Source organism: Xanthomonas sp. NCPPB 3761 (assembly GCF_041475705.2).
Taxonomy (GTDB): domain Bacteria; phylum Pseudomonadota; class Gammaproteobacteria; order Xanthomonadales; family Xanthomonadaceae; genus Xanthomonas; species Xanthomonas phaseoli.
In genome coordinates this window covers 4,144,330-4,156,720 of sequence record NZ_CM191262.1, presented here as the reverse complement: position 1 = coordinate 4,156,720, position 12,391 = coordinate 4,144,330, and the positions used below count along the sequence as shown (strand labels likewise).

Here is a 12,391-nt window from a genome sequence, read left to right as displayed (position 1 = left end):
GTGCGGTGCAATCAGCCCTTGAGCTTGGCGGCCACTTCGGCCACGCGCTTGCCGAACAGCTTGGCCGTTTCCAGGTCGCCGCTACGCGGCGCTTCGTCCGGCGAGGCGTCCGATGGCGAGATGGCCAGCGCACCACCCCAACCGCCAGTCCAGTTCACATCCTGCGGACCATGCGCCTTGGTGTTGGCCGGCGGCAGCCCGGTGCCCACCCAGATCTGGCCATGCTGTTGCGACAGGGTCCACAGATACTGGATGGTGGCGGCCTTGTCGCCGTTTGCCGATGCCGAATTGGTGAAACCGGCAGCGACCTTGTCCTTCCAGGCCTGCGCAAACCACGGCTTTGAGCTGGCATCGGCAAATTTCTTGAACTGCCACGCCGGGCCGCCCATGTAGGTGGGGCTGCCGTAGATGATGGCGTCGGCGGCACCGATGGCGTCCCAGGCATCGTCGGGCAGGTTGCCGTCCTGGTCGATGCGGTACAGCGTGGCTTGGCCAACGCTGGCTGCGCCTGCATGCACGGCTTCGGCCTGCTTGACGGTGTGGCCGTAGCCGCTGAAATACACAATGGCGATCTTGGTCATGGGCACTCCTGTTGAACGGGGAGCCGGATTTTGCGCACACCGGTCGCGCCAGCAGAATGACCACGCACGGGACGAACTGTTGCCGCGGCCGGTTGCCGCAGCGGGTCAACCGTGATGCGCCTGCCGAAATGTTGCGCGTGCTTGCGCGCCCAGTTCCCCAATTCCCCGATCCCCGGCCGCAAGGGCACACGCGCCGGATCGGCGACAGGTCTCTTGGTGTCGCTGCTGGCTCAACCCTGTCCGGGCTCGGCCATGCATTCGATCAGGTAATCGATGAAGCTGCGCACCTTCGGTGCCAGGTGGCTGCGGCTGGTATAGACCGCAAAGATGCCGACTTCACCCAGTGCGTAGCCCGGAAGAATGCGCAGCAGACGCCCGGCAGACAGATGCGGCTCGGCCAGGAAATCCGGCTGCATCACGATGCCTTGCCCGGCCAGCGCGGCAGCGTTTAGGACATGCCCGTTGTTGGCGCGCAGGCCGCCATGCAGGCGCACGTCGATATCGCCTTCCGGGCCCTGAAAGCGCACTTCATCGCCGCTAGGCGAGTAGTGATAGAGCAGGCATTCGTGGCCGGCCAGATCGGAGGGATGTTGCGGCGTACCCGCACGCGCCAGATAGGCCGGCGATGCGCATGCCAGGAGGCGGACCGTGCCCAACTTCCGGGCGATCAGCATCGGCGCCGGCTGGCGGGTGATGCGGATGGCGACGTCGAAGCCTTCTTCGACCATGTCCACCAGACGATCGGACAGCGACAGGTCCAGTTCGACCTGCGGGTAGCGTGCGCGAAAGCCCGGCAGCAAGGCGCCCAGGCGCTCGATCCCGTAGCTCACCGGCGCGTTCACTCGCAGCACGCCGGCCGGCTCCAGCGCTTGCGCGCCAATGGTGGCTTCCAGGTCGTCCAGATCGGCCAGCAGCTGCAGGCAGCGTTGGTAGTAGGCGCTACCGGCACTGGTCAGGCTGACCCGGCGGGTGGTGCGGTTGAGCAGGCGGGTGCCGAGCCGCTGTTCAAGCGCGGCGACCTGGCGGGTAACGCTGGCAGTGGAGCGGTCCATCGCATCGGCGGCAGCACTGAAGCCGCTGCGCTCGGCCACGGCGGCGAACACGCGCATCGCATCGAGGGTATCCATGATGGTTCCGATTGTTACATCAAAGGAAACAATTTATCTGAAATAAGAGGATTTATTAGAATCTTTGGAAGGATAGGCTGTGGCGGTCCTCTACCGAATCCTTCCCATGACCAGCGCCTTCCCATCTCCACGCACCGCTGCCTATGGCACTGCCTTGCTGCGCATCAGCCTGGGTGGGCTGTTCCTGGTGCATGGCGTGACCAAACTGCTGGTCTTCACGCCCGCCGGCACCGTGGCGTATTTCCAGACGCTCGGCCTGCCCGCCGCGCTGGCGTACGTCAGCATGACGCTGGAACTCGGCCTTGGCGTGTGCTTGGTGCTAGGCACCTATGCGCGCTGGGTCGCGCTGCTGGGCGTGCCGCTGCTGCTGGGCACGATTGTCGCCGTGCATGGTGCCAATGGGTTCGGTTTCTCCAACCCGGGCGGCGGCTGGGAATACCCGGCGTTATGGACGGTGTTGCTGGTTGTCCAAGCATTGCTCGGCGACGGCGCGTTTGCGTTGAAGCCGTCGCGCTGATGCGGTTTTCATCGATCAAGGAGCTGTCCATGACCCGCCTGCCCTCCCTGTATATCTCGCATGGCTCGCCGATGACTGCGCTGCAGCCGGGGCAGGTCGGCGAGCGCCTGGCCGACCTGCGGCACGCGCTGCCGCGGCCGCGTGCCATCGTGGTGGCGAGCGCGCACTGGCTGGGCCGTCGCCCGCTGGTCAGCGGTGCGTTGCGGCCGCCGACCATTCACGACTTCGGCGGCTTCCCGGCGCCGTTGTATGCGCTGGACTATCCGGCGCCCGGCGAGCCGGCATTGGCGCAGCAGATCGTGCGCCGGCTGGAGCAGGCCGGCCTGCATCCGCACCTGGATCCGCAGCGCGGCTTCGATCACGGCGTCTGGGTGCCGCTGCGCCTGCTGTATCCGCACGCCGACATCCCGGTAGTGTCGCTGTCGATCCAGCCCGAGCTGGGGCCGGCGCACCAGTTCGCGATGGGCCGTGCGTTGGCGCCATTGCGCGATGACGGCGTGCTGGTGATCGGCTCGGGCAGCATCACCCACAACCTGCATGACTTCCGCCACGGCTACAGCACCGAGCGGCAAGCGCCGTACGTGCGGCCCTTCATCGAATGGACCGAACGCAAGCTGCTGGACAACGACATCCCCGCGCTGCTGGACTACCGCCGCCAGGCGCCGCATGCCGCACGCGCGCATCCCAGCGACGAGCACTGGCTGCCGCTATACGTGGCGATGGGTGCGGCCAGTGATGACCGGCTCGGTGCGCAGCGCATCGACGCCGGCATCGATGCGGGTTTCCTGGCCATGGATCTGTATCGCTTCGACGGCCCTGCAGCGGTGGCGGAGCCGGTTGCGGTATAGCGCCGAATGCGGACGTGCGCGCATCGGCAGGTGTGGATCACGTGCAGCGATGCCGAGTGGGGAGAGTGCAGTCGCATGGTCGGCAGGGCAGGGGCATCTGCAGTTGCGAGCGGCCGGAGCACGCCAATCCGCAGCGCTCTGAAGCATTCACGATCGGGTGCAGGCCAGTCTCATAGGCTGAGACGCCACCGCTGCATGCTGCCCGCGTGAAAATCCTCGACAAGCTCGCCGTCCTCGCCGACGCCGCCAAATACGATGCCTCCTGTGCTTCCAGTGGCGCCAACAAGCGCAACTCGCTGGGCACCGGCGGCATCGGCAGCACCGAGGGCATGGGCTTCTGCCACTCGTACACGCCCGATGGCAGATGCGTGTCGCTGTTGAAGATCCTGCTGACCAATTTTTGCATCTTCGACTGCGCGTACTGCGTCAATCGCGTGTCCAGCAACGTGCGCCGTGCGCGCTTCACGCCGGAAGAAGTGGTCACGCTCACGCTGGACTTCTACAAGCGCAATTACATCGAAGGCCTGTTCCTGTCCAGCGGCATCATCCGCAATTCCGACTACACCATGGAGCAACTGGTGGAAGTGGCGCGGCAGTTGCGCGAGGTGCACCATTTCGCCGGCTATATCCATCTCAAGACCATCCCGGATGCGGCCCCGGAGTTGCTGGCAGCGGCCGGGCGCTATGCCGATCGCTTGAGCATCAATGTGGAGTTGCCCACCGAGCAGGGCCTGACGCTGCTGGCGCCGGAAAAAAGCGTGGGCGGCATCCGCTCGGCGATGGGCGAGCTGCGCTGGCGCATCGAAGAAAACCAGCTCGAACGCAAGGCGGAAACGGTGCGCCGCGCCAAGCCGCCACGCTTCGCACCGGCCGGGCAGAGCACGCAGATGATCGTCGGCGCCGACAATGCCAACGACCGCAGCATTCTGGACACCAGCCACAATCTCTACGGCAATTACCGCATGCGCCGGGTGTACTACTCGGCCTTCAGCCCGATCCCGGATGCCTCGTCCAAGCTGCCGTTGCAGGCACCGCCCCTGCAGCGCGAGCACCGGCTGTACCAGGCCGACTGGTTGCTGCGTTTCTACGAGTTCAGCGTGGACGAAATTGCGCCGGCGCAATCCAGCGGCATGCTCGACCTAGACGTGGACCCCAAGCTGGCCTGGGCATTGCGCAACCCGGAGCGGTTTCCGGTGGATCTGAATGCGGCACCGCGCGAAATGCTGCTGCGCGTCCCGGGCCTGGGCACGCGTAACGTGGAGCGTCTGTTGTTGTCGCGGCGGCATGCGCGCTTGCGGGTTGGCGACCTGGCGCGGCTGCGCGTCCCGATGAAAAAGCTGCTGCCGTTCGTGAGCGTGCTCGATCACCATCCGCGTCAGCGCCTGGACGATCCGGTCAGGTTGCGTGCGCAATTGGCGCCCGCACCACGGCAGGCGAGTCTGTTTGACTGAGGTGTGGGCAGGATGAGCGTGCGATGTTGCGCGTGATGCTTGCTGCGGTTGAAGGGAGTGGGTGCTGAGCACAGGGCACAACAAGCGCAGGGCACAACAAGTGCAAGGCTTTCGCACCTTCGGCGCGAGTGACCTTGTCTTGGCAAAAGTCACCAACACCGTCGTCGCCGACGCGATCCGGTGCGATACAGTCGCACCGGTTCCCTGCGCTCTTCGCCACGCGCGGCACGGCGCCCAAACTCGCTTCGCCCAGACAAGGTGCCTCTTCGGCCGTGCATGACTGCGGTGTCCGGCTCGCTTTGAGGCGACAGGGTGAAGCAGGAGCAACAGCAACAGTGGCCAGTTTTGCTTGCTGCAGCTGCCGCAAGCAGGGTGGGGCGGTAAAAGCACCCATCGAAACAGCAGCAGTAATACCTCCAGTAGGATCGATAGCAGTCGTAAGACGGTAGTGACGGTGGTGGTGTTCGTCTTTGTGGGAGTGTAGTGGAGCGATGTTCAGCGCCGAGGTGGAACCCGCGTGGAGTTTTGAAGCATGGCGTGCATTGGCGCGGGCAGGCTGGTGTGCGCAGGTGGAGCCGGACGATGTGGCCTGGAATGGCGGGGCGCAGGGCGGCTTGTTGATGGGGCAGGGACTGTTGGCATTGCCGGCCGTGGCGCCACCACCGCGGGTCTCTGCAGATTTCATGCAGCTGGCGGCCTCGGTGCTGTGTCACCGCGACCCGCAACGGCACGCCGTGTTGTATCGCTTGCTGTGGCGCGTTGCCTCTGGGGAAAAAGCCTTGCTGGAGCGCGCCACCGATGTGGATGTGCACCGGCTACGGCAATGGCAAAAAGCGGTGCAGCGCGATACCCACAAGATGAAGGCCTTCGTGCGCTTTCGTCGCCTGCCCGGGGAAGAAGAAGACTTCGTGTCCTGGTTCGAGCCCGAGCACTGGATCGTGGATCGCGTGGCGCCGTTTTTTGCGCGCCGGTTTGCCGGCATGCGCTGGGCGATCCTGACCCCGTACCGCAGCGTGCGATGGGATGGGCAGGCGTTGACCTTCGGCGAAGGCGCGGTGCGCACCCAGGTACCCGCCGACGATGCGCAGGAGACGCTCTGGCGCACGTACTACGCGCATATCTTCAACCCGGCGCGGCTCAACCCGACCATGATGCGGCAGGAAATGCCGCAGAAATACTGGAAGAACCTGCCCGAAGCCACGCTGTTGCCGGAGCTGATCCGCGATGCCGGCGTGCGTGTGCGCGAGATGGCCGAACGCGCGCCCGAGCCGGTACGGCGGCGGGTGCCGGCGGCACCTGCGCCGTTGCCGGAAGTGGCAACCCAAAGCCTGGCGCAGTTGCGCACTGCCGCACGCGATTGCCGGCGTTGCGAACTGTGGCAGCCGGCAACGCAAACGGTGTTCGGCGAAGGACCCGACGATGCGTCGGTGATGGTGATCGGCGAGCAGCCGGGCGATGAAGAGGACTTGAGCGGTCGTCCGTTCGTCGGGCCCGCCGGGCGCCTGTTCAACATGGCGTTGGGCGAGCTGGGTGTGGACCGCGAGAAGTTCTACGTCACCAATGCGGTCAAGCATTTTCGTTTCGAGCAGCGCGGCAAACGGCGGCTGCATCGCAATCCGGAGCGCACCCATGTGCAGGCCTGCAGCGGGTGGTTGCAGGCCGAACGGGCGCAATTGCGTCCGGCGCAGGTCGTCTGCCTGGGCGCGACTGCGGCGCAAGCCGTGTTGGGAAGCCGCTTCCGATTGATGCAGCAACGCGGGCAGTGGCAGCGCCTGGACGACGGCACGCCGGTATTGACCACGGTGCATCCGTCCTGGGTATTGCGCCAGCCATCGACGGATGCGCGCGAAGAAGGGTATCGCGGATTTGTCGAAGATCTCCGTCGGTTGCTGGATCCACCGCCGCCGTCCAGCGATCAGTCGAGATAGGGAAATAGCGCGCCACACGGGCAAAAAAATACGCGTGCAAGGGCACGCGCACGGTGTCGGAGAATCGGGACACCAAGCGGAGCCACCGGCAGGCCGGTCACTCCCTCACCGCCGTTTGGCGGTTTGATTGCGACCGCTGGAGGCTGGCTCGCGCGACGTACAGCATGATCGAACCACGCCTTGCCTGTGCTGGTGCGCTCGCAGATCAACGGCCATCCACTGCAGATCCGTGGCACGGCATTGCTGATCAACTAGCGACAAACAGAACCGACCGGACAGTCGTCAGGCGCTGCCTCCTGGCAGGCAACGTGTGTGTCGATGTCGAGCAATGTCTGCGTTTGACAAGCGCTCGCCGCGTCGACGGCCAATGTCTTCAAAAATAGCGCCTCCCATGCCTTGACGCGCTGCATGAAAGCGCTGCGCCATCGGCGGAAAAATCGCATTCCGCCGATGGCAGTGTGCGTGCGTCAGCAACGACGCGTCGCGGTACGACTGCAGGCCATTACGGCATCAGCACCTTGTCCACCACGTGGATCACGCCATTGCTCTGGATCACGTCGGCGATGGTGACGTTGGCGGTGTTGCCCTTGACGTCGGTGATGGTGACCTTCTTGCCATTGAGCTTGGCGGTCAGCGGCTCGCCCTGCACGGTAGTCAGCGTGGCGCTACCGCCACCGGCCTTGATCTTGGCGATCAGCGAGGCCGCATCCACCTTGCCCGGCACCACGTGATAGGTGAGCACCTTGGTCAGCGTCGCCTTGGATTCGGGCTTCAGCAAGGTATCGACGGTGCCGGCGGGCAGTGCCGAGAAGGCCGCGTTGGTCGGTGCGAACACGGTGAACGGGCCCGGGCCCTTCAGCGTGTCGACCAGGCCGGCGGCTTTGACGGCAGCGACCAGCGTGGTGTGATCCTTGGAGTTGACCGCGTTGTCGACGATGTCCTTGGTCGCCAGCATCGGCGCGCCGCCAACGGTCGGATTGGACGCCGCATAGGCGGGGGCCAAGGCGCTGCTCAGGGCAATGGCGGTGGCAACGGCAAGCGACTGGAATGAAGTCTTCATGAGGCATCGATCCTTTTGGGTTAGCGATCGCCTGGATGGCGACCGTAGCGTCAATACGCGCCTGCGAAACGACCGGATGCATCACGCTGTTTTGACATTCATCACCGCGTTTGGCGTGGTGAGGGTGGCGTCATAGGTGACGGCTGCACGACTGGCCACGAACGACGCGATACGACACCGGTCGTGGCATCCGGCATGCGCTGGTGCGTCGTTGTAAATGCAGGGCGATGCTCGTGGCGTTGGAGCGAGCAGCAAGGGGGGAGCAATGCCCCATCCATGCCCCGGCTCGACATGCCCTCGGCTCGATCGGATCCGGTGACCATGCGCCCTCCGGCCGCCGCAGACAGGCCTGTGTCCAAAACGCTGGGCGTAGTTGCGGAGCCACCAGTGCGTTGTCGCAGCGTTTCGTCATCGATCGGGCCGCGGCAGCTCTCCATCGCGTCGATGCGCTATCGGCTTGCCGCAGGACGCGCGCCTGAAGCGCGCCACTGCGCCTGTCTCCATTCGCCAGCGTATCGGACGCCGGGCAATTGAACCGAACCGCAACAGTCGTATCGCATCGCCTCACTTGCCAAGGTGCGAGGCAATGCAGTGGTTTTCATCACCGGGTGCAACACGGTATGGTCCGGTAGGTGCGTTGTTGTGCGTCGCAATATGCGATGCCGCACGTGCGGCCGTTCTTTCATTCCGGGTTCTTCATGCATTCGATCGATGTCGTCCTCGCCATGTTGCTGGCGGTCGCGGCCAGCGGTTACCTGATCCGCATCCTGCCGTTTTCGCTGCCGTTGCCGTTGGTGCAGATCGCGCTGGGCGCGGTGGTCTCCGGCGTGTTCGATGCGGGGCACGAGCTGGAACCGGAGCTGTTCTTCCTGTTGTTCCTGCCGCCACTGCTGTTTCTGGATGGCTGGCGCATTCCCAAACAAGGCCTGTTCCGCGACAAGGCGGCCATTCTGGAACTGGCGTTGGGGCTGGTCATCTTCACCGTGATTGGTGCCGGCTTCTTCATTCATTGGCTGATACCGGCGATGCCGCTGGCGGTTGCATTCGCGCTGGCGGCGATCATTTCGCCGACCGACCCGGTAGCGGTGTCCTCGATCGCTTCCAAGGTGCCGATCCCCAAGCGCCTGATGCACATCCTGGAAGGCGAGTCGCTGCTCAACGACGCCTCGGGCCTGGTGTGTTTCCAGTTCGCGGTGGCGGCGGTGCTGACCGGCACCTTCTCGGTGGCGGCCGCTTCGCTGACCTTCCTGTGGGTGGCGCTGGCCGGCCTGGCCCTGGGCGTGGCGACGACCTTCGGGTTGAGCCGCATCCAGGCCTGGATCTGGCGGCATTTCGGCGAGGAGCCCGGTTCGGCGATCCTGGTCAACCTGCTCACCCCATTTGCCGCGTATCTGCTGGCCGAAGCATTCCACGCCTCCGGCATCCTGGCCGCAGTGGCTGCCGGCATCACCATGAGCTACGTGGAAATGGCCGGCAATGCGCCGGGCAATATGCGCCTGCAGCGTTCGGCGGTGTGGGACACGGTGCAGTTCACCTTCAACGGCATCATCTTCGTGTTGCTGGGCGAGCAGTTGCCGGGCATCCTGGACGGTGCGGTGCGCAGCGTGCAGGAGGCCGGGCACCTCAATCCGTGGTGGCTGGCGGTGTATGTGGCCACCATCAGTCTCAGCCTGATGGCCTTGCGGTTTGTGTGGGTGTTCCTGTCGTTGCACTGGAACATCTTCAAGGCGCAGCGGCGTGGGGAAGCGCATGTCAGCCCGCCGTGGCGCATCGTGGTGGCGGTGTCGCTGGCCGGCGTGCGCGGTGCGATCACCCTGGCCGGCGTGCTCACGCTGCCGTTGATGCTGGAAGACGGCTCGCCCTTTCCGGCCCGCCAGCTGGCGATCTTCCTGGCGGCCTCGGTCATCCTGGTGTCGTTGCTGGTGGCCAGCGTCGCGTTGCCGCGGCTGCTGCGCGGCCTGGAGCTGCTCGAAGAAGAAGACGAGCAGCTCAAGGAAGACCTGGCCGTCAAGGCCGCTTCGCAGGCGGCGCTGGATGCAGTGGAAAAGCTGCGCCAGCGGCTGGTGGAAGACAGCAAGCATGCCGAGCGCTACAACGCGGCGGCCAACCAGGTGAGCCAGCGCTATCAGCGCAAGCTTGGTGCGGTGGACATGGCCGAGACCGATCCGGAAGAGGCGGTGGCCTACGAAAAGGCGCTGCGCCAGTTTCGCCATGCGGCCCTGGTGGCCGAGCGCAATGAGCTGTTCAAGCTGGCGCGACGGCGCGAGATTTCCGACGACCTGTCGCGACGGCTGGTGCGCAATCTGGATCTGATCGAGTCGCGCAAGCGCGCTTGAGCGCGCTTAGGCGCGGGGATTAGGGAATCGGGAATCGTAAAAGCAAAAGCCTGGGCGATAACAGCGGCTGCCGTAGGAGCGCGCCTGGGCGCGACCGGGCTGTCTCGATACGCGTCCAGGGGCGGCCGGCTCGGGAATCGGAACTCGTAGCGGCCGGGGCTATGACCACGGCTGCGGTAGCGGCTGATCCAGGCGCGAGAGGTGTTCTCTGGATGGCCCCGTTGCGCCAAGGTGCGCTGCGATGACACCGCGCCGCTAGGATGCAAGCAGCGCGGCCCTTGAGCGGACGCGATGCGCAAGCTGCGGGTCTTGTCCGTTAGCAGCAGGCAGCAGGCAAACCAATGGGTCGGGAGACACCATCCCACCAGACCCCCTCCCATCGTCACGGCACGCGGCCTACCCTGTGGCGCTCATCGTTGCCGTGCACAGCCCATGACGCCCATCGTTTCCATCCAGGGATTGAGCAAGACCTACGCCGGCGGTTTCCAGGCACTCAAGCAGGTGGATCTGCAGATCCAGCGCGGGGAGATCTTCGCGCTGCTCGGCCCCAACGGCGCCGGCAAGACCACCTTGATCAGCATCATCTGCGGCTTGATCAACCCGAGCACCGGCACCGTGTTGGCCGATGGCCACGACATCGTGCGCGACTACCGCGCCGCGCGCGCCAGCATCGGCCTGGTGCCGCAGGAGCTGGCCACCGATGCGTTCGAAACGGTATGGGCCACGGTGCGATTCAGCCGCGGCCTGTTCGGCAAGCCGGCCAATCCGCAGTACCTGGAAACCATCCTGCGCGAGCTGTCGCTGTGGGACAAACGCAACAACAAGATTTCCACGCTCTCCGGCGGCATGAAGCGGCGTGTGCTGATCGCCAAGGCGCTCGCCCACGAGCCGCGCATCCTGTTCCTGGACGAGCCCACGGCCGGTGTGGACGTGGAGCTGCGCCACGACATGTGGCAGATGGTGCGTCGCCTGCGCGAGCAGGGCACCACCATCATCCTGACCACCCATTACATCGAAGAGGCCGAAGACATGGCCGACCGCGTCGGTGTCATCAATCGCGGCGAGCTGGTGCTGGTGGAAGACAAGCACACCCTGATGCGCAAGCTCGGCAAGAAGCAGCTGACGCTGAGCCTGCAATCGCCGTTGCAGGCATTGCCTTCCACGCTGGCGGACCTGCCGCTGGAACTGTCGGCCGATGGCAACAGCCTGATCTACACCTTCGACACCCAGGCCGAGCAGACCGGCATCGGTGCGCTGCTGCGCCGGCTCAACGAGCACGGCATCGACTTCAAGGACCTGCATTCCAGCGAGAGTTCGCTGGAAGAGATCTTCGTCAACCTGGTGCATGGCGCACGTCAACAGGAGGTGCGCGCATGAACCTGCATGCGATTGCGGCGATCTACCGGTTCGAGATGGCGCGCGCCTTCCGCACGCTGACCCAGTCGATCGCCTCGCCGGTGTTGTCGACCTCGCTGTACTTCGTTGTGTTCGGCGCGGCGATCGGTTCGCGCATGGGCGATATCGACGGCATCAGCTACGGCGCCTTCATCATTCCCGGCCTGGTGATGTTGTCGCTGCTCAACGAAAGCATTTCTAACGCCTCGTTCGGCATCTACATGCCGCGCTGGGCCGGCACCATCTACGAGGTGCTGTCCGCGCCGGTGGCGTGGTGGGAAATCGTGATCGGCTACGTGGGCGCGGCGGCGACCAAGTCGGTAATGCTGGGGCTATTGATCCTGCTCACCGCGCGGCTGTTCGTGCCGTACGAGATCGCCCACCCGGTGTGGATGCTGGGCTTTCTGGTGCTCACCGCGCTGACCTTCAGCCTGTTCGGTTTCATCATCGGCATCTGGGCCGATGGCTTCGAGAAACTGCAGGTGATTCCGCTAATGGTGGTGACGCCGCTGACCTTCCTGGGCGGCAGTTTCTATTCGATCAACATGCTGCCGCCGTTGTGGCAGAAGGTCACGCTGTTCAACCCGGTGGTGTATCTGATCAGCGGCTTCCGCTGGAGTTTCTACGGCAAGGCCGACGTGCACATCGCGGTGAGCACCGGCATGACGTTCCTGTTCCTGCTGGTGTGCCTGGGCGTGGTGGCGGCGATCTTCCGCAGCGGCTATCGGCTCAAGGCGTGAGTGGTGAAGGCAGTGGTGTTTGTCGCCGCAGTCTGGTGGATGCGGCCAGGGGTCCAGGTCGAACGGTGAGCGAGGCAGGGCACGGTGCCCTCACCGCTCGCGGGACACGTCGCAAGTACGTCCATGTGGGCTCGGGTGGCATCCATGCCGCCACACGGTTCCGCAAGCGGGGAGGGCACCGCGCTGGAAAGTTACTCGATTGCTTTGTTTGAACCCTGCGCACCGACACTCTCGACAGGTGCTTGCCCGCCTATCGTCGCCGGATCTTACGCGGCATGGATGCCGCGTAAGAGCATGTAAGGACATACCTGCAGCGTGTCCGGCGATGGTGAGCGGGCAAGGCCCCTGCAGCAAGCTCGTCGCTCAGCAGCTCTGCCATGGGACAGCGTAAAGTCGTCTTGTCAGCCG

At 64.8% G+C, this 12,391-nt stretch carries 10 protein-coding genes; 7 read left to right on the top strand and 3 right to left on the bottom strand.

The features are described 5' to 3' along the window. Positions 1-11 precede the first annotated feature (11 nt). Positions 12-581 carry a flavodoxin family protein gene (locus ACCQ00_RS18065; protein WP_039571555.1) on the bottom strand — a complete coding sequence of 190 codons (570 nt, stop codon included), beginning with the start codon at positions 579-581 and terminating at the stop codon, positions 12-14. Positions 582-811: 230 nt separating this feature from the next. Next, positions 812-1,708, bottom strand: coding sequence for a LysR family transcriptional regulator (locus tag ACCQ00_RS18060; protein ID WP_039583662.1), 897 nt, complete (start codon positions 1,706-1,708; stop codon positions 812-814). Between the two features lie 106 nt (positions 1,709-1,814). Here ACCQ00_RS18060 and ACCQ00_RS18055 point away from each other — a divergent pair, with 106 nt between their 5' ends. The 4 genes from ACCQ00_RS18055 to ACCQ00_RS18040 all read left to right on the top strand — a co-directional run bounded on the left by ACCQ00_RS18055 (position 1,815) and on the right by ACCQ00_RS18040 (position 6,452). Beyond that, a complete protein-coding gene (locus ACCQ00_RS18055; RefSeq protein WP_039571560.1) occupies positions 1,815-2,225 on the top strand; it encodes a DoxX family protein in 411 nt (136 codons plus the stop codon). A 29-nt stretch (positions 2,226-2,254) separates the two neighbouring features. Next, complete coding sequence (locus tag ACCQ00_RS18050) at positions 2,255-3,073, top strand: dioxygenase family protein (protein WP_039571607.1); 819 nt, start codon at positions 2,255-2,257, stop codon at positions 3,071-3,073. A 206-nt stretch (positions 3,074-3,279) separates the two neighbouring features. After that, entirely contained in the window at positions 3,280-4,524 is a 1,245-nt protein-coding gene (locus ACCQ00_RS18045; RefSeq protein WP_039571563.1) for a putative DNA modification/repair radical SAM protein, read from the top strand. A gap of 491 nt (positions 4,525-5,015) precedes the next feature. Next, a complete protein-coding gene (locus ACCQ00_RS18040; RefSeq protein ID WP_022560057.1) occupies positions 5,016-6,452 on the top strand; it encodes a UdgX family uracil-DNA binding protein in 1,437 nt (478 codons plus the stop codon). Positions 6,453-6,954: 502 nt separating this feature from the next. On the opposite strand, the gene ACCQ00_RS18035 is transcribed toward ACCQ00_RS18040, so the two are convergent. Further along, positions 6,955-7,512, bottom strand: a complete 558-nt coding sequence (locus ACCQ00_RS18035) for a fasciclin domain-containing protein (protein WP_039571566.1) — start codon at positions 7,510-7,512, stop codon at positions 6,955-6,957. 659 nt (positions 7,513-8,171) lie between these two features. On the opposite strand from ACCQ00_RS18035, the gene ACCQ00_RS18030 reads away from it, so the two are divergent. From ACCQ00_RS18030 to ACCQ00_RS18020, 3 genes are all read left to right on the top strand, one after another. Beyond that, entirely contained in the window at positions 8,172-9,848 is a 1,677-nt protein-coding gene (locus tag ACCQ00_RS18030; RefSeq protein WP_180301646.1) for a Na+/H+ antiporter, read from the top strand. Between the two features lie 432 nt (positions 9,849-10,280). Beyond that, on the top strand, positions 10,281-11,225 hold the full coding sequence (locus ACCQ00_RS18025; protein WP_039571569.1) for an ABC transporter ATP-binding protein: 945 nt from the start codon (positions 10,281-10,283) through the stop codon (positions 11,223-11,225). Continuing rightward, positions 11,222-11,983 (top strand): ABC transporter permease, encoded by a 762-nt coding sequence (locus ACCQ00_RS18020; protein ID WP_011348694.1) that lies wholly within the window; start codon positions 11,222-11,224, stop codon positions 11,981-11,983. The genes ACCQ00_RS18025 and ACCQ00_RS18020 overlap by 4 nt, the downstream gene beginning before the upstream one ends. Positions 11,984-12,391: the final 408 nt, after the last annotated feature.